The organism is Chitinophaga pinensis DSM 2588, from assembly GCF_000024005.1.
Classification (GTDB): domain Bacteria; phylum Bacteroidota; class Bacteroidia; order Chitinophagales; family Chitinophagaceae; genus Chitinophaga; species Chitinophaga pinensis.
In genome coordinates this window covers 7216989-7235817 of record NC_013132.1, presented here as the reverse complement: position 1 = coordinate 7235817, position 18829 = coordinate 7216989, and the positions used below count along the sequence as shown (strand labels likewise).

17 protein-coding genes are annotated in these 18829 nt (G+C 43.8%); 7 read left to right on the top strand and 10 right to left on the bottom strand.

Annotation, left to right across the window (positions count from 1 at the left end; all coding sequences use genetic code 11):
- Positions 1–73 precede the first annotated feature (73 nt).
- Positions 74–1351, bottom strand: a complete 1278-nt coding sequence (locus CPIN_RS39085; RefSeq protein WP_012793264.1) for a M57 family metalloprotease — start codon at positions 1349–1351, stop codon at positions 74–76.
- Between the two features lie 182 nt (positions 1352–1533).
- Entirely contained in the window at positions 1534–2397 is an 864-nt protein-coding gene (locus tag CPIN_RS28080; protein ID WP_012793263.1) for a helix-turn-helix domain-containing protein, read from the bottom strand.
- Positions 2398–2578: 181 nt separating this feature from the next.
- On the opposite strand from CPIN_RS28080, the gene hxlB reads away from it, so the two are divergent.
- Both hxlB and hxlA read left to right on the top strand, forming a co-directional pair.
- Entirely contained in the window at positions 2579–3163 is a 585-nt protein-coding gene (gene hxlB / locus CPIN_RS28075; protein WP_012793262.1) for a 6-phospho-3-hexuloisomerase, read from the top strand.
- Between the two features lie 22 nt (positions 3164–3185).
- Positions 3186–3821, top strand: a complete 636-nt coding sequence (gene hxlA / locus CPIN_RS28070; RefSeq protein ID WP_012793261.1) for a 3-hexulose-6-phosphate synthase — start codon at positions 3186–3188, stop codon at positions 3819–3821.
- Between the two features lie 359 nt (positions 3822–4180).
- Here hxlA and CPIN_RS28065 read toward each other — a convergent pair whose 3' ends face one another.
- The 3 genes from CPIN_RS28065 to CPIN_RS28055 all read right to left on the bottom strand — a co-directional run bounded on the left by CPIN_RS28065 (position 4181) and on the right by CPIN_RS28055 (position 6669).
- Entirely contained in the window at positions 4181–4852 is a 672-nt protein-coding gene (locus CPIN_RS28065; RefSeq protein ID WP_012793260.1) for a YceI family protein, read from the bottom strand.
- Between the two features lie 395 nt (positions 4853–5247).
- Positions 5248–6246, bottom strand: coding sequence for a 2-hydroxyacid dehydrogenase (locus tag CPIN_RS28060; RefSeq protein ID WP_012793259.1), 999 nt, complete (start codon positions 6244–6246; stop codon positions 5248–5250).
- A gap of 63 nt (positions 6247–6309) precedes the next feature.
- On the bottom strand, positions 6310–6669 hold the full coding sequence (locus CPIN_RS28055; protein WP_012793258.1) for a winged helix-turn-helix transcriptional regulator: 360 nt from the start codon (positions 6667–6669) through the stop codon (positions 6310–6312).
- 196 nt (positions 6670–6865) lie between these two features.
- On the opposite strand from CPIN_RS28055, the gene CPIN_RS28050 reads away from it, so the two are divergent.
- From CPIN_RS28050 to CPIN_RS28030, 5 genes are all read left to right on the top strand, one after another.
- Positions 6866–7831, top strand: coding sequence for an MBL fold metallo-hydrolase (locus CPIN_RS28050; RefSeq protein ID WP_012793257.1), 966 nt, complete (start codon positions 6866–6868; stop codon positions 7829–7831).
- Positions 7815–9557 carry a Rid family hydrolase gene (locus CPIN_RS28045; RefSeq protein WP_012793256.1) on the top strand — a complete coding sequence of 581 codons (1743 nt, stop codon included), beginning with the start codon at positions 7815–7817 and terminating at the stop codon, positions 9555–9557. Before CPIN_RS28050 ends, CPIN_RS28045 begins: the two co-directional genes overlap by 17 nt.
- A 206-nt stretch (positions 9558–9763) precedes the next feature.
- Entirely contained in the window at positions 9764–10537 is a 774-nt protein-coding gene (locus CPIN_RS28040) for an SDR family NAD(P)-dependent oxidoreductase (protein ID WP_012793255.1), read from the top strand.
- 76 nt (positions 10538–10613) lie between these two features.
- Positions 10614–11531: a helix-turn-helix domain-containing protein gene (locus tag CPIN_RS28035; protein WP_012793254.1), complete on the top strand. Its 918-nt coding sequence runs from the start codon at positions 10614–10616 to the stop codon at positions 11529–11531.
- 485 nt (positions 11532–12016) lie between these two features.
- On the top strand, positions 12017–15580 hold the full coding sequence (locus CPIN_RS28030; RefSeq protein ID WP_012793253.1) for an alpha-L-rhamnosidase-related protein: 3564 nt from the start codon (positions 12017–12019) through the stop codon (positions 15578–15580).
- Between the two features lie 70 nt (positions 15581–15650).
- On the opposite strand, the gene CPIN_RS38470 is transcribed toward CPIN_RS28030, so the two are convergent.
- The 5 genes from CPIN_RS38470 to CPIN_RS28010 form a co-directional block, all read right to left on the bottom strand.
- Complete coding sequence (locus CPIN_RS38470; protein WP_148230661.1) at positions 15651–15932, bottom strand: helix-turn-helix domain-containing protein; 282 nt, start codon at positions 15930–15932, stop codon at positions 15651–15653.
- Between the two features lie 110 nt (positions 15933–16042).
- The gene (locus CPIN_RS39080) at positions 16043–16285 is read right to left on the bottom strand and encodes a hypothetical protein (RefSeq protein WP_052306891.1); all 243 of its coding nucleotides are present in this window, start codon (positions 16283–16285) and stop codon (positions 16043–16045) included.
- A 306-nt stretch (positions 16286–16591) separates the two neighbouring features.
- The gene (locus tag CPIN_RS28020; RefSeq protein WP_012793252.1) at positions 16592–17302 is read right to left on the bottom strand and encodes a hypothetical protein; all 711 of its coding nucleotides are present in this window, start codon (positions 17300–17302) and stop codon (positions 16592–16594) included.
- Positions 17303–17585: 283 nt separating this feature from the next.
- Entirely contained in the window at positions 17586–18095 is a 510-nt protein-coding gene (locus tag CPIN_RS28015) for an ATP-binding protein (protein ID WP_012793251.1), read from the bottom strand.
- The gene (locus CPIN_RS28010) at positions 18088–18819 is read right to left on the bottom strand and encodes an HD domain-containing protein (protein WP_012793250.1); all 732 of its coding nucleotides are present in this window, start codon (positions 18817–18819) and stop codon (positions 18088–18090) included. Before CPIN_RS28010 ends, CPIN_RS28015 begins: the two co-directional genes overlap by 8 nt.
- Between the last annotated feature and the right edge of the window lie 10 nt (positions 18820–18829).

The following is an 18829-nucleotide window of genomic DNA, read 5'->3' as shown; positions in this document are numbered from 1 at the left end:
ATATTCACCTGACAGACATACTATTTTTAATCGCGGAAAAGCGGGCCTCACCACCGCTTATTTGGAAAAATAATCAGGGAGCCTGTATGAACCAACGCTGATTAGCGCCGTTCAGCCAATCCCATTGTTGTGCTCTGGCGCCGTTAGAGCCGATTACATTGGCGTCAACGTCCAGTACTTTTCCGCTGGCTTTGCTCACAATGGCAAAACTACCGCCGGTTTCAGGGCGTACGATCCATTGCTGGTTATTGCCGCTCAGCCAGTCCCATTGTTGCACGACAGCGCCGTTGTTACCGATCGTATTTGCGTCAACGTCCAGCACTTTTCCGCTGGCTACACTGGTGATACGGTAATATCCGCTGCCCAGATAATTAAATGCCCATTTCTGGTTATCGCCGTTCAGCCAATCCCATTGTTGAATGATAGCGCCATTGTTGGCAATAGAACCTGCTTCAACATCCAGTACTTTTCCGCTGGCAGCGCTGGTGATTTTGTAAATACCATCAGGAATCGGATTCGTACCGACATTGCCGCCATACAGATAGGTAAGTGCTACTACGTCATTTGCATTGAAAGGACGATTTACGCCCGTACCGATACAAGCCAGCATAAAGCTGTTAGGATCTGCTGCTGTGGGCGTACCAGGAATATGATCAGCTCCTACGCCGGCCTCGCCTTCATTACCACCAATACCGCAACTGTAAGCACGGTTGAAGTAGTCCGTGTGACGGAAACCGATCGTATGACCGATTTCATGCGCGATGATAGTCGCCATCCATCCCTGATTAGGGGTGCTGCCGATATAAGACGCATTCAGTTTGATAGGGCTTGGCGGATTACCAGCTGCATCAGGGAAACCGGCGGACTGTCCCAGTACGCCTGAACCCAGGTTTGCATTGATAATGTCGATTTCACCACCACTGGCTACACGCTGGAAAGAGATGCGCAGGCCCAGTGCGTTGTAACGCGCAATGGCTTCATCTGTAGCCGTTGTATACGCTGCAGGCAGATTGGTCACTGAAACAGTGATGACTCTGTGTCCGGAAGCAGCGATGATGTTCCAGGTTTTATACTGTTCTGATTTTGCAATGACAAGGTTTCTGCCATTGTTATTTGCTGTCAGCGATTTATCCGACAGGAAAATATCGCCTTCTACTACGTAACCGTTGTCTACGCGTCTTACGTCATTTGTACTAAAGCCCAGGGCTTTGATCTGTCCGATCACCTCATTGGTGATTCCGTTTTTTGATTGCTCACGTACCTGATCTTTCTGACAGGAGATAAGGAAAAAACCGCATACCAGTGAATATAGGAATGCCTTAAAGAGATGCTTCATGATGTAAATGTTCATTAGTGTTTGGGTTAAGATACATTTTGAGGGTGGGGTGAGGCCCGCCGCAGGGATAGATGATGTTTAGAATTAGGGTTGATAGTTTCCGGGGTGGAATTTAATAAAAGAGATGCATACCAGTTACTCCATTTTAGCTATTGATGACCTGGTATGCATTTTATTATTTATTTGTCGCAGCGGCTCTACGATACAAGTGTATTTAACAGCGTATCCACATGTTTCTTTACATGCTTCTGAAAGGCTTCCGGTGTTTGTCCGGTATGTACTTTGAAAAACCTGCTGAAATAAGGTCTGTCCCGGAAACCGAGCAACCACGCCACTTCCTTGATACTGTTTTCACTGTGTATGATCTGTCGCTTCGCTTCCAGTATCAGCCTGTCATGCAACAACTGAATACCCGTCTGATTCAGGACTTCCTTTAATACCTGGTTAAGACGTTTCGGACTGATACCCAGCTGGTTTGCATAAAACTGAATATTTCTTTCATGGATATAATGATCTTCCAGTAGCAGCAGAAACTCATAGGCCCTTTTCTGATTAATATCCAGGGTCGTGAATTCTTCCTTTTTCATCTTGGTCAGATGTAACAGAAATACCTTCAGCAAAGATTTGATCATCGGCAGATTACTGGAGTCTTCCTTATATTCCGCTTCCAGCAACTCGTATACCTTGTTCAGCCGTTCGATCATATCGGGAGAAAGTAACATCGTGGTAAATTCTCCGCTGATATTAAATATCCTGAATACGTCCAGGGCAAACTCCTTGTCTTCTTCTTCCAGCAATTCCCTTTTGAAAGAAAACAGGATACCTTTTTTGCCCGCTTTATTTAACTGATGCACGCGATAGGGAGGCATGAGGTATATCCAATGTCCCCTGACCGCCCGATCTTCCGGCACCTGGTGTAAGGGAAGTTCGTCCTGTAGCCATAATACTTCGAAAAAATCCTTCCTGGCAGGATCGTACAGATAGCTCGGCGGACAACTATCCAGGTTCCTGATATATAATAATGTTTGGTCTAATTGTAAACTGTTATCCTTTTCCAACATACGCAGCTCATTTTCATTCAGTAAGTAAAGTTACGAAGTCTGCATGGTACAATTTGCCCATTAGCTTGGATAATGAGGATAGACGGCCGGTCCCGTGTCCTGATTGTCCCATTGATTGGGCAGATAGTGTAAAAGGAACAGGCTGCCGGCAGACTAACTTTGTGTCAGAAAAAGAGCAGACATGTTTTCATTTGATCAACACACATTATCCGAAGCACTAAGCGCAGACCTGCCGATGATCCTGGAGGAGCATCAGCAATTGTTGCAGAAGGTTTCGGTGAAAGAGATAGCGGCATTGGCATTGCTGATGCAGGAGGCGAAACGCATATTCATAACAGGCGCAGGCAGAACAGGATTAATGATGAAAGCAGCCGCCATGCGGTTCATGCATATGGGATTCACAGTACATGTGGTAGGAGAGACGACAACACCCGCTATCCTGAAAGGCGATCTCTTACTGGCAGCTTCCGGTTCCGGTACCACCAGTTCGATTGTCAAAGCAGCAGAAAAAGCACATGCCGCCGGCGCGGCTGTTGCTGCATTATCAACCACTACACAATCTCCGCTGGCCGCGCTGGCACAATTCGTATTGCTGATACCAGCAGCACAAAAGCAGGATTTCAACGGAACAATATCCAGGCAATACGCAGGTAGTCTTTTCGAACAAAGCATCCTGCTGATCGCAGACGCCTTGTTTCAGACAATATGGAAACTAAGCGATGCCGCACCGGAAGAGGTCTGGAAGCGACATGCGAATATGGAATAAGTAACTATTTAAAACAACATATATGGCAAAATTACAGGTAGCAATTGATTTGCTGACTACAGAAGAAGCATTGGCACTGGCGGGTAAAGTAGCTCCTTATGTCGATATTATTGAATTAGGTACACCACTGATCAAGAACATGGGTGTAAGCGTTATCACAGCTATGAAGAGCGCACATCCGGATAAAATTGTATTTGCGGATCTGAAAACAGCGGATGCCGGAGAACTGGAAGCTGATATCGCTTTTAAAGCAGGTGCTGACCTGGTAACCGTATTAGGCGTTGCAGGTAATGCGACCATCGTAGGGGCGGTAAAAGCAGCAAAAGCACATGGTAAAGGCGTGGTAGTAGATACCATCGGTGCACCAGACAGAGTAGCGCGTGCAAAAGAAGTAGCGGCACTGGGTGTTGAATTTGTAGAACTGCACGCAGGACTGGACGAACAGTGGACGCCAGGTTACTCCATCCAGGTACTGATCGACGAAGCAGCAACCGCAGAAACACCGGTTTCAATAGCAGGGGGCGTGAATCTGCAGAACGTACAGGCAGTAATAAAAGCAGGTGCAAAGGTAGCAGTAGCCGGAGCGGCTATTTATGCAGCGCAGGATCCAGCTGCAGCAGCAAAAGCATTGCGTGAGGCAATAGATGCAGCCAATTAAGAATTAGGAATTAAGAATTAAGAATTAAGAATTAAGAATTAAGAATTAAGAATTAAGAATTAAGAATTAAGAATTAAGAATTAAGAATTAAGAATTAAGAATTAAGAATTAAGAATTAAGAATTAAGAATTAAGAATTAAGAATTAAGAATTAAGAATTAAGAATTAAGAATTAAGAATTAAGAATTTTATTGTCGGTCAGGTATATTATATAACTACGCAGTCAAATGTCAGACATAACATCTCGTAAGGCTAACTAATTCTTAATTCTTAATTCATAATTCTTAATTAATTAAAAAGGGCCGACGTATTGAAACGTCAGCCCTTTCTTATAAATGAAGTTCCTTTAGCTTTGTAAGACTATTTCTTCGCCGCTTTCAGCGTGAAACCAATTTCTACATCTTTGCTGATCGCCCAGTTTTCAGGACTACCTTCAGTTTTGTAGTTGATACCCCATGCAGTTCTGTCTATCACGAATTTCGCGTTAGCAGTAACGTCATTTTCGCCTACAACGATCTGTGCAGGGAAAGTGATGTTCAGGGTGCTGTCTTTCAGGGTCAGGTTACCGCTGATCAGGTTAGTCGCGCCAGGCAGCAGGCTTTTTTCTTTGGTGCTGTCGTACGCAGTAACACTGGTGATAACGAATTTAGCCATCGGATGGTTAGCTGCATCGAAGAAATCCGGGCTCTTCAGATGGCCATCCAGGTCAGTTGACTTTTTGTCTTTCTCTGTAACAGACGCAGGGTCAGTTGTCAGGGAGTTCAGGTTTACGTCGAAATTACCACTGCTGATAGTGCCGTTTTCTACGTTCAGGGTACCGTCAACAACTTTAATAGTGCCAAAGCGTGGTGCAAATCCACCTTTGTGAGTAGCGCGCCATTGAACAGAAGTTGCTGTTGTGTCAATCGCATAAGCTACGCCGGTGGTCGCAGCTGCTTCTTTCTTTTCCTCGGTTTTTGCCTGATCGCTGGAGGCTCCACCACAAGCTGCCAGTGTCAGCAGCAGGATAAAAGCAGGTACTGTTTGCTTCATACTTTTTTAATTTAAATTTTAATTTATGTGTTACAACAACGAAAATATAGAATTGCATTTAATCGGCAATGCCGGATCCGGAAAAAGATATAAAAACCGATAAAGCAGGCAAGTAATCGCTTGGTTTATACCACCTGCTGCTTTCTCAGATGATAGCCTTCCGAAGGCTTTGCAGGGCTATACAGCAAGCAATGTTGCCAAGCGTCTTATTGGTTAAAACCGGTAAATGCCGATAAAACAGGCAGATAATAGCCATGTTTACACCAATATGCCGCTTTTTCCAGGGTTTCACTCCGGCCGCGCTTTGCAATGCTATCGAGAGCGGGGAATCTAATCCGGCGTCTTATTAGTTAAAATTCAAACTACCAATAATGACAGACAAATAATAACCGTGTTTACACTAATATCCTGCTTTTATCCGGTTCTTTACCCCGGCTGAGCTTTGCAATGTTATCCAGGGTCGTGGCCGCAATCTCGTCCAGTGCCTCATTGGTAAAAAATGCCTGATGACCGGTGACCAGCACATTGGGAAAACTCATCAGCCGTTGTATCGTATCATCTTCAATAATACTGCCCGAAAGGTCCTTGAAAAACAGCTTTTCCTCCTGCTCATATACATCAATACCCAGATAGGCGATATGGCCTGTTTTAAGGGCATTAATAGCATCATTCGTATTGATCAGGGCTCCCCGGCTGGTATTGATGATGGTTACACCTGATTTCATGCCCTGTAAGCTTTGCTCATTGATCAGATAGCGGCTTTCCGGCGTCAGCGGACAATGCAGCGACAGAATATCCGCATGGCGTAATAATGTCTCAAAGTCGCTATATACCACACCCGCCGCTTCCAGGGTTTCATCCCGCACGATGTCGTAAGCCAGTACCTTACATCCGAATCCCAGCATGATCTTACAGAATGCCTTACCAATCTTGCCCGTACCAATCACACTGACAGTTTTGCCATGAAGATTGAATCCTAACAATCCATTTAGTGAAAAGTTCTGTTCCCTTACCCGATTATAGGCTTTATGCGTTTTACGGTTGAGCGTCAGCAACATGGCAACCGCATGTTCGGCAACAGCTTCCGGTGAATAGGCCGGTACCCGGCATACCCTGATACCATGTGCCCGTGCCGCTTCCAGATCCACATTATTAAATCCTGCACAGCGGAGCGCAATCACTTTGACTCCTTTGCCGGCCAATACCCTGATCACTTCTTCGGTAAGACGGTCATTGACAAATACGCATACGGCAAAAGTGCCTTCGTCTACCGCATTGACGATATGTGGTCCCAGATGTGTCTCCAGGAATTCAAGTTGTAGCTGGTGGCTGCTGTTATGGGTATTGAAGAAAGTTTTATCATAAGGTTTGGTGGAAAAGAATATAGTCTTCATGGTATCTTAAAGATACATGATACCTGCAAAAAAGGGCCCGCCGCAGGTTAAAATTTGGTCATATTATTGGGGAAGGGCTACTACTTGTTCCAATAGTGTTTCCGGCAGATGGCCGGCGCCCCAGTTCTCCATCGCATTGATGACAGGCATCAGGGATTCACCCTTCTCTGTAAGATAGTATTCCACTTTGGGTGGTACTTCGGCATATACGACACGCCTGATGATCCCATGCTCTTCCAGTTCCTTCAACTGTTGCGTAAGCACCCGCCGGGTAGCAGCAGGATTATACCGTTGCAGTTCTCCGGGTCTTCTGATCCCCCTGGATATGTTAAAGATCAGACAAGGTTTCCATTTGCCGCCAATGATCTCCATAATGACAGCCATCCCACAATTCAGGTCTAAAGGAATTTTTCGCTCGTACATCTTCACAGCATTTGCTTGCAAAATTACAGCTTGTTACTTAAATGTACATATGTGATAAAATTATCCCTATATGATAATACAGTACGTACTTGTCCTGTTGTGTAGTTCTGCTCAATTTTGTCATCGAAATCAATCCTGATTCATGCCGGCAATAATAGAAGATGGATGAACAAAAGAACAATTAAAAGTGATAAAGATGAAGAAATTAGGATCGTTATTGTATGCCTGCCTGTTACTGAGCATCCCTTTTTCCGGGGTGACGGCGCAGGACAAGGCCAGCCATAAATTAGCACAACCAGGGTATTACCGGATGAAACTCGGCGACCTGGAGATCACCGCCCTTTCAGACGGTACCGTTCCCCTGGCAGCAGATCAGTTACTGATGAATACCAGGCCCGGACAGATCGACTCCCTCTTACAATACAATTTTCAGGCGCTTCCCCTGGAAGCATCTGTCAATGCTTATATCATCAATACAGGAAAGGAACTGATCATGGTAGACGCGGGTACGGCTGAGTTATACGGACCTACACTGGGACATCTGCCGGAAAGTATCCGGGCAGCAGGATATAAACCCGAGGATATCCGTAAGATCCTGATCACCCATATCCATACTGATCATACAGGTGGTTTGATGGAAGGAAATAGGATGGTATTCCCTAATGCAACCGTTTATATCAGTCGCCCGGAAGTGGACTTCTGGTTCAGCGATGAACAGATGCAGAAAGCGCCCGCTGATAAAAAGAAATATTTTATCGAAGGACGTACAAAAGTCGGCCCCTATCTGAAGGCCGGTAAAGTGAAAATGTTTGACTATGGCGGCGAACTATTACCCGGCATCACCCCGGTTGCTACACCAGGACATACGCCAGGACATACTTTTTATGCCGTGGAAAGCAAAGGAGAGAAAATCCTTTTCTGGGGAGATATCATGCACGTCGCACCGGTACAGTTTGCAGACCCTGCTGTCACCATCCGCTTTGACATCGATCCGGCAGCAGCTGCGGCTGCCAGGATAAAAGCCTTCAAAGAAGCGGCACAAGGCAAATACTGGATCGCGGTCGATCATATTTCTTTCCCTGGTATCGGACACCTGAGACAGAAAGAAACCGGTTTTGAATGGATCCCCGTAAACTACAGCACTTATGGCAGCGGACAATAAACAGATCGCTCAGGTCAGCAAGAACGGTATTATCAGCCTCCTTTTATTGCTCCTGGGATATGGGGTAATGGCACAATCTGCCCCTACCGATGATTCTATGCTGCTCCGCAGGATCTACGACGAATCTTTGCTGCATAGCGAAGCATATCATAACCTGCAGGAGCTGACCACCACAATAGGTGAGCGACTGACGGGCACACCCCAGGCTACACAGACGATAGAATGGGGGAGGACCCTGTTAAAGAAAGCGGGTGCCGATAGCGTATACCTCCAAAAGGTATGGGTACCCCGCTGGAACAGGGGAAAGATCGCTTCAGCGTCCGTCCCCTATAAGGACAATACGATGCAACTGAACATCTGCGCATTGGGAGGTTCCATTGGTACCAACGGCCGCCTCACAGCGCCCGTCATTGAGATCAGGTCCTGGCGGCAACTTGACTCATTACCTGCGAAGGATGTCAGGGGAAAGATCGTCTTCTTTAACCGGCCCATGGATCCTCGTATTATAGAACCTTTTACGGCCTACCTGGAAGCTGTCGACCAACGGAACACCGGGGCCGTTGCTGCCGCCAGAAAAGGGGCGATTGCCACGATTGTACGCTCATTGACACTGTCAAAGGATGATCTGCCACATACAGGGGCTGTCTCCTATGATAGTAGTGTAGCCATGATACCCGCGGCAGCGGTAAGTACCAATGGTGCTGACTGGCTGAGTAAAGCCCTGATACAGAAGCCGGAACTCCGGCTCTCCCTGGAACTGGACTGTCAACGTTTAACAGACGTGGCATCCGCCAATGTCATCGCAGAAATAAAAGGTACCGTAGCGCCTAATGAGGTTGTTACGATCGGCGCACATATTGACTCCTGGGATCTGTCGGAGAGTGCCAGTGACGATGGCGCCGGACTGGTACAGGTCATAGACGCCTTACGCATCCTAAGAACAGTGTTACCACATCCGGCAAGAACGATCAGGATCATCCTGTATATCAACGAAGAAAATGGGAATCGCGGTGGATTGCAATATGCCGCATGGGCAAGACAATCCCGTGAACAACACCTGGCCGTATTTGAAACAGATGCTGGCGGATTCTTTCCCCATGGCTTTCGGATCGATGCAGCTCCTGAGATCATGGCTATATTCAAAAACCGGAGTACGTTATTCAGACCCTATAAAGCAGACGGCCTGACCCCGCAACATCGTGGGGTAGACATAGGTCCGATGAAGGGAATTGCAAAAGCAGTCATTAGTCTGGATTGTGATGATCAGCGTTTATTTGATATTCATCATTCTGCTGCAGATACCTTCGATAAGGTCAGTAAACGTGAACTGGAGCTGGGTGCCGCTGCTTTAGCTGGTATGGCCGCTCTGACGAGCGAGCACGGATTAGATGTACCAGCGCCTTTCAGCAATATACGGTCCGCCAGGCAGACATTTTTTGTTGCAGGACAGATAGGAATCAATGAAGGGAGAGGAAAAAAGACAAGCTTCAAAGAGGAAACAACACAGGCATTGACCAATGTACAACAGGCATTAGCATCCGCAGGATTGACATTAGGTGACGTAGTAAACGTGACAGTTTACCTCAGGGAAATTAAACAGCTGAATGATTTTAATGAAGTTTACCGCACATTCTTTTCTGCTCCCTATCCTGCCCGTACCCTGGTACAGGTAGATAAACTGGTGAAGGATGCCGCTGTAGAGATTTCAGTGGTGGCTGGGAACTAACAGATATTTCAGATAACAGTATTGACAACTTCGTAACTGATTGCGCTGCTATGAATCGCAAAATCAGAGTGCTCATATTCCCTTTCTCCGTTCTCCTGTTGAATACCTCGCCTCAAGTAATTTGGTTATGTATGTCCTTGATTCGGTTATCTGTGAATAATAACGAAGCTGGAATTTTGAGCTATCATTCTTTAATCGTTATTCACATGGAAAATAAGATAGAAAAGTCAACGAACGAACAGCTTGTGGCCCTTGTTACCGGGGCCAACCAGGGAGTAGGTTTCCAGATTGCCAAAGAATTGTCAGCGAATGGCTATTATGTATACCTCGGGTCGCGTAACCTGAGCAACGGAGAAAAGGCAGCTGCTGAAATTGGCGGCGCTACCTATGCTATCGAGTTGGACGTTACGAAGCAGGCGACCATTAATGCGGCAGTAGAACGTATCATGAAAGAACAGGGGCGCCTGGATCTGCTGGTGAACAATGCAGGTATCGCACATGCCGGAACAACTGCGCGTACGCCGGAAGAAATGGTAGCGAAAAGCCGGCCCAGCACAGTGTCAATTGACGAGGTGCGAACCGTCTGGGATACCAATGTATTCGCCGTTATTGCCGTTACCCAGGCAGCCATACCCTTACTGCGGAAATCAAAGGCCGGCCGTATCGTGAATGTATCCAGCGGATTAGGTTCCCTCACCTGGATCTCAGATCCTACATGTTGGGCCAGAGAGCATTTTGGTATCGTCTATGCGGCTTCCAAAACAGCCCTCAATGCGGTTACCCTTGCCTTTGCCATGGAGCTTGAAAAAGAGAATATCAAGGTGAATGCAACAAGTCCGGGTTATACAGCGACCGCTTTGAATAATTTCCAGGGTACCGATAGTCTGGAAGTAGGCTCCCGGGAACCAGTGCGTGTAGCATTGGAGACGGATGGCCCAACCGGAGGTTTTACCGGTCCGGACGGCCCCTTACCCTGGTAACTAAACATTGAAACCAATTATCTGTTTTATGACCGGTGATAGACAGAGTCACCGGTCATACTTATTATCTTTAGATATGAAAAGTGAAACACCGAAGACGCAAGGATTAGACTCCATACCGGAAATACACCGGGTATTAGGCCTTCCGGGACCTATTCATCCGCTGATTACCATATTGGACCTGACAGACGGCCAACTCGATTTATGCAAGCTGCCCCAGAGTCGTGTGCTGCATTTCTACAAGATCTCTTTTGTGACCAAACTGGGCGGAAAGGTGAAGTATGGTCAGGGCTACTACGACTTTAATGAAGGCAGTTTATTGTTCGCCTCACCTAACCAGGTCATAGGCGGTATAGAAGCGGATGAAGACATTATGGGTTATTCATTGCTCATTCATCCGGATTTCCTGCAAGGTTATTCATTGGCCAATAAGATCAAAAAATATAATTTCTTTTCTTATTCTTCCAATGAGGCATTGCATCTGTCAGAGCAGGAGAGAGCCACTATGCTCGCCATTTATACGATCATTCGTGAAGAACTGAATAGCAGGATCGATGACTTCAGTCATGAAGTAATCATTGCACAAATCGAACTGCTGCTGAGTTATGCAAAGCGTTTTTACAAACGTCAGTTCCTGACCCGGCAGTCGGCTACTAGTGATCTGCTGCAACAATTCGAACAACTGTTGAATAATTACTTCGAAGAAGAAAAACCGGTCAGCCTCGGTGTGCCCACCGTTCAATATCTCGCAGATCAGTTGAACTATACTGCTAATTATTTAAGTGACATGTTACGTTCACTTACCGGCCTCAATGCGCAACAGCATATCCATCAGAATCTCATAGAGCGGTCAAAAGAGATGTTGTCTACGACGAATATGAACGTCAGTGAAGTAGCGTATCTGTTAGGCTTTGAGCATCCGCAGTCTTTCAGCCGCCTGTTCAAGAGCAAAACAAATGTCTCTCCTGCGGAATTCAGGTCGGCGTTTAATTAATGCGCATATTCTCGATAAAAGTTCTCCTGGAAAGACTAAAATCCTCAACAATAAAAGGTAGGGGAGAATACCTTTTATATCCCAATGCTATCCAATATTTGCTTATCTCTACAAAGTTTTCCTGGCAGAATTTGAACCCGCACACCATCAAAGCAAGGTGGCTTTAAATCCCTTTTGTATACCAATTTCATCGCAGGAGAATAAAGTAAAGCGTACCGGATACAACTTTAGAACCGGTTTATTAATTATCTATCTATCTGTGATTCAGCGCTTATTGGTGATAGTAAGTCATCAGGTTCTGAACAGCTAGCTATTTTTGATCTATTAAGGTCACGTAGAAGGTTTATCAGCATACGCATAGACAGCTAAGGACAGTTGAACAGTATTTTATGATTACTTTTTGAGTGATAAATAAAATTTCAGTTATGAACGGCGATGACCGTTAGTTCACGTTTAACCATTAACCCCTTAAAAATCAATAACCTATGAAGTACGCGACAATGATCATATCATTGCTAATCTGTATGTTGTCCACCAATGCCCAGGTGACACTCTACAGTGACATTAATTATGGAGGCGCCGCTGTCTCATTCCCCGTTGGAAACTATCGTCTCGCAGATATGAATGCGGCAGGATTCCCGGATGATGCCGTTTCCTCTTTTTCAATACCCGCAGGGTATCAGATTACCTTTTTTGCAGATGATAATTTTACCGGTAAAAGCTTTAGTGTTACAACTTCTTCAACATGGATCGGTGCAGAATGGAATGACCAGGTGACCTCTTTTATTGTCAGCATCATTCCTCCCGGCCAGGGAACCGCTAACTGGATCTGGACTCCCAATGCAGGTCCGGCAAACACCTGGGTAGCCTTCCGAAAAAAAATTACACTGTCTTCCAGACCTGCTACGGCACTCACTAAGATTGCTGCGGAGAATAAGTACTGGCTGTATATGAATAATCAGCTGGTGGTAAAAGATGGAGGACTCTCTTTGCGCCCTGATCTGGTGAATACCTATTATGATGAAGTAGATATTGCCCCCTATCTGCAAGCGGGTGAAAATACGATTGCCATACTGGTGTGGTATAAAGGTGGACAGAATGGTTATTCAGAGAGGGCTGTCGGCAATGGCGGTTTATTATTCGATGCTGGTTCCGTGGTAGTGTCAGATGATACCTGGAAGTGCACTGTTCACCCTTCTTTTGCCGCTACAACCCAGTTAATTCTGAACGGACAAGATTACAAATGGATCGCATTCCCGGTTTCCTACAATGCTGCAAATGAACCTGCCGGCTGGAACAGCGTAGGTTTTAACGATGCATCCTGGTCAGCGGCAGTAAAGAAAGGCGTTCCGCCAATTGGTCCGTGGAATTCGCTCGTACCGCGGGGTATTCCATTCTGGAAAGAAGCTGGCTTAAGCAATTATCAGAATACAATACCTACATCTATTACAGCAAATACGACCATCACTGGAACTGTTGGTACCAACATTCAATTACGTCCTTATTTGCGCGTCAATGCGCCCGCAGGCGTGAAGGTTAAGATCATTGTAAACAGGCATTACTGGCAGGAGTATATTACCAAAGCCGGTGAGCAGGAATTTGAGTGTCTGGCCTGGCAAAATTCGAGTAATCATACCGTCACCTATGAGTTTACCAATGTAACTGGTACGATACAGATACTGGATCTGAAATACCGGGAGACCAGTTACAATGCAGACATCATTGGCCAGTTTAATTCTTCTGATGTAGCGTTGAACACTTTATGGACAAAATCTAAAAACACCTCGAGGGTATGTATGAGGGATCAGTACTATGATTGTCCCGACCGCGAACGTGGCCAGTGGTGGGGAGATGTATCTGAACAGATTCTTTACTCATGCTACTTATACGATACCAGTGTAAATAAACTGACGCGTAAAGCTTTCCGGGAACTGATGAGTACACAAAAGGCAAATGGCTCCCTTTACACGACAGCACCAGGTACCAGCTTTCATCTGCCTGATCAGAACCTTGCGGCAGTGGCTATGATCTGGAAATACTATATGTATAGCGGAGACAGGGCGTTGTTACAGGAAATCTATCCACAGTTAAAGAAATACATTCAGTTTTGTGTCAACTGTTCTAATGCAGATGGTATGCTCCTTTTACAAAGTGATGCATGGAACTGGATCGACTGGGGTACTAATATAGGGGCTTTACCAGTGGGTAGTGCCAACACTGTATTCAACGCACTTTATATTTCCGTTCTGGAGACTGCCATTAATACGGCAGGTCTTTTAGGTCAGACTACTGATGTAACGTATTATCAGAGTTTGCAGACAAAAGTGAAGAATAACTTTAATAATTATTTCTGGAAAGATGCATTACGTGCCTATGTATCCGGTAATGTGTCTTCCGCTGTAGTAGACGACAGAAGTAATGCCTGGGCTTTATTGACCGGTCTAGCCAATGATCAGCAGAAAGCAGGTGCATTAAGTGTCTTAAGAAGCAGAAATGATGCAGGTCCTTACCAGGAGATGTATATCGAAGAAGCACTTTTCAGGTATGATCCAACTGCTGCAATTACACGTATGAAGAATCGTTTTACGCCGATGATTAACAGCTGGTCATCTACCCTGTGGGAAGATTTTACAGAGGCCAATAGTAATGCAGGATATTCCAGCAATAATCATGCATGGTCAGCGGGGCCGTTGTACGTAATGAGTGCTTATATGTTGGGCATTCGTCCAACACAGCCCGCTTATGCGGAGTTTATATTTGCACCACAGCCCGGAGGTGTTACACAGTATTCCGGCCTGATACCAAGTGTTAAAGGGAATATCTCCGCCAGCTTTTCTCTCGGTAGCAACAGCTTCACACAAAGCCTGATTGCACCTTCAGGTACGACTGCCATCGTTAGTGTGCCAAAGGATATCTTCTCTACGCTTGTTGCTGAGATTCAGGTTGGTGGTGTTACTGTATGGAAAAATGGTACTTTTTCAGGTGGTGTGAATGGTGTTACATTCTTCCGGCAGGATGACAAATCGGTGCAATTTAAAGTGACACCAGGAAGCTGGCAATTCACTGCGCGGCCATTCACAAGTACAGACCCGGTGATCACTTATATGGATTGCAATTATAGCGGAAATGCTGTTAGTCTGCCTGTTGGTAACTATACACTGGCACAGATGCAGGCAAGAGGTATCACTGATGACGCTGTTTCTTCATTGGTAGTAGCGGAAGGTTATAAGGTAATACTATATGCGGATGATAATTTTACAGGTCAGACGGAAACGCTGACTGCTAATAATAACTGTATTACCTGGTCAGCGCTACATGATAGAACGACATCTATACGGGTATTGACGAACGGTGTAACCAACCTGTCGGGTACGTATTTTATACGTAACAGAGCCAGTGGATTACAGATGGATGTAAATGGTGCTTCTACTGCCGATGGCGCCAGTGTTATTCATTCTGAATACAATGGTAACGCTAACCAACAATTTGTATTTACGCATCTTGGTGATGGGAATTACAAGATCCTTGCAAAACACAGCGGTAAATCGCTGGACGTAAATACCGCTTCTCTTTTGAATGGTACTAATGTAATTCAATATCCCTACCATGATCCGGTGGAGCCTCAACAGAACTTTATCATCGTCGCGACCGATGATGGATACTATAAAATCATTGCCAGACATAGTGGGAAAGTATTGCAGGTGAATGGTGTTTCAGGTGGAGGACAGGTGCATCAATGGTCAAATACAGGACAAGTGAATGGACAGTGGACTTTTACTGCGGGGACGGCGTCAGCCAGTACAGAAAATACCTCCGCTCTTGCATTAGATCCTAACCCTGTCGCAAACATGATAACAGTGAAAGTGACCAGTAAAAAAGAAGAGAAACTTTATATGCGTATTTATAATGCAACTGGTATGCTGGTAAGTCCTGCACAGAAAATTTATAGTGGTCAGCAGTTCAACTTGTCTGCGCTGCCTGCCGGTGTCTATATTGTAAGTGTTACTATCGGAAATAAAGTTGTCAGTAAGACGATAGTGAAGCAATAGCTATTCTGATAAAACTTATTCTCCGTTCCACAACAAAAACGCCTTCAGACGCAAATCTGAAGGCGTTTTTTCATTGTTCTGTCAACTCCGTAGGAGTCATCCCATATTGTTTCTTAAATGCAAAAGAAAAATGAGATAGATTCTCAAATCCCACTTCAAGATATATATCTGAAGGACGTTGTTTCTTTTTTAAAATAAGATAATGAGCTTGTTCCAAACGTTTTTTCTGCAACCATTTTTCAGGAGTTGTATCGAATATCTTTGTAAAATCTCTTTTAAAAGTAGAGAGACTCCGCCCGGTAAGTTTACCAAAGGATAGCAGCGGGATATTATACTTATAATTATGACTCATATACGTCTCCAGATCTATCTTATGCGGTTCCTGAAAATCAAACAGGAAATGCTGGAATATATCTCCTGTTTGTAACAATAGCTCAATTGCTTCCTGCGTTTTAGGCGCCGCTATCTTTTCGGTAATTTTTTCGGTTCATTAAGATATGGCAATAATGAGTCAAAGAACCCCTTTAAAAATACATTCCCCGTCAGGTCTATTAAAGCTTTATCTTTATACAAACCTTGTTTGGGTATATTATTTTCTGCTGCATATTTGTGTAAAGTATTTTGGTCTATGAATATGCATATTAATGAAGGTGCTTCTCCATTTTGATCAGCTTTTTGAATAACTGATTTCTGCGCATCAGACATATGGCATCTTTATTCATCACAAATGTCCCCTCATTGGTGAAATAATACGATTCCCCTGAAAGCATGATCCCTAAAGCATGTTCGGGAAAGTAATGTTCGCTGCTTTGTACCTTTTGATATCCACATGCATACAGAAGATTATGTTGAAGAATATTATTATCCATGTTTTCTTATTTTATCTGGCTCAACAAGGGTTGGGTTTATTTGTACAACCAATCTAAAGTGGAAAAGCCTTCAGAGTATATCTGAATGCTTTCATTCCCTGTGGGGAACGTGGTTAAAATAATTTGAATGGATAGTGTATGATTATTTACAATAAGACATGGCGAAAATGGCAACCTTAGTGATTATATTTTCGTTCATTTTATGCTTCTTTTTCAGTGATTCATAAAATTGAGTATCTAATTGTTTGATCATAGCCATATGCTTATCCCCATAATCAGGATATTTTGCATCAGCTTTATGAATGTTGTCAAGCTCGACCTTTTTTAGTGTATCAGCAAACGTACATAATTCTAAACCTCTTTCCTGAAGATATGATTTAAGTTTCTCTAGTTCGATTTCATCGTTAGTTTTCGAACTATCATTCTGACCATTTAGTGCAGTTATCTTGAAATCATTAAAACTAATCCTGGGTTCTGAATCATATGGTCCTTTAGTTAACATGGCTATCCATTCAGCCCTATCTTTAAATGCGTTTTGGGATGTGTATAAATAGACGCCAATAACAGTTGGAGCGTCATGTTGTTTGAAAATATTTTTATCCCGATTAAGGTTATAGATTTCTAAGACGATCTTTTCCAAGGCGACTTTTGTATAGATACTATCTTTATAAACCGCATATTCCAAAAGTTGAGCCTTGCCACTTGTCTCATATTTTTCTTCACTCAAAATATCGTAGTTGTTGCTGGTAGGTGACTTCGTCTTTTCGTCTGTTGGGGCGTTAGGACTTGAACAACTAAAGATAACCAGCGTTAATAATGTGAGTCCGATAATGTAAGATAATCTGTTGAACATTCAATAGCATTTAGATGGTGGGGTAAGATGCAAAAGCGCGTAAAATTATGACTTTACTCTGCGCAAACTTTAAAACTTTAGAGTTTTTCTAGTTCTACATTTGTAAGGACTTTTATAAAGTATATTTCGACATTTTGCGGACGCCATTCGTAAGATTTTATTTATCTGATTCACATGGTGTTAGGATTTTGCGTTTTTTTGTATGTTTTCAGGCATCTTCAAAATTCGATTAAAATTCTCAAATGAACCATGATTGCGAAAGTCGAATCCTAGTCAAAGAATTTTATTTAATAACTGCTTGAATGATTTCATGTAGTTTTATAAGACTGTTTGAATTGTTGGTGATAAGGACATCCACGGGATATCCGTCAAGGTCGCATTCACTTGAATGCATTTCGTTTTGTGTAGAAAAGAGTTGACCCCTTGACCTAAGTCGATCATATCGCGAATTTTGTTCGCATTCGATCCTCCAGATAGAGAAACCATTCCGCTTTGCATATTCGTAGTCTTCGATATATCTTAGGCTGTCAATAACAATATGACTCGTGTTATTGTCAATCTCTCTTAACGCAGCTTTTAACCATACTCCTCTCTCGATATTGTTAAATGAATCATCGATTTTTTGGAGTATATCTTTTGATTCTGATGCAAAATATTGAATTGCCAATTTTCTAACAAGAGCGCCCGTATGGCAAATGCGCAGATTGTAGTTTTTTGCTAGGAATTTGGCTATTTCAGTTTTACCCGACCCAGACTTACCTGACAATGCAATTTTTATTTGATCACTATTCATGCAGAAGATGTTTTAATATTTGAATATCCACATTTCTATAGGAACTTACACTTTCTATCAACCTTCGTGAAAGTTCCCTGTAGTAAGGTTCTAATTCAGGGAAATATTGTTTGAATTGCCCGGAGTATCTTAGGGTAAAATGTATGTGGGCGTCTTCCATAGCTCCGTTTTTCTTCTGAATGACATAGATCAACGGATGAATTTTATCAAGTGCCTTCAAAAAAAGAGCCTCGGACGTACTCAGGTCTAAGATCTGCCTGAATAGTAATTCGTGATAAGATCTTTCAGGAATGCTCAACATCGATAGATATTCTAGCAAGGCATTTTCTTCTGCATTGGCCTTTTGTTGCCTCTTTATTGGATCAAAAGCATGAGTATCTAAGCCATCTCCATAGCGTCCTAACGGGTCAAAATCCCCTGTTATAATTTCTAGTTTGTCATGAAGAATTGCCAATGTTACACAGAGCTGCAAATCCAGTTTTGGATATTTCGGAGCTAAGATCAGACAAATATCCGCCAAATGCCAGGAATGTTCGCTGACGCTTTCAGTTCGCCTACACGTAGTTCCCACTGAATTTAGGCCGTCTATGGCTATCGATTTTTCATGATTTTCTGTTTCCCTTTCCCAAAAACGTTGTTTGGTGAATCTATATATATTAGATAGGTTCGAAGACCAGAAGATATTATCTATATCGTTTTTTATAGAATTCTTTGGATTTTCCATACAAATTATT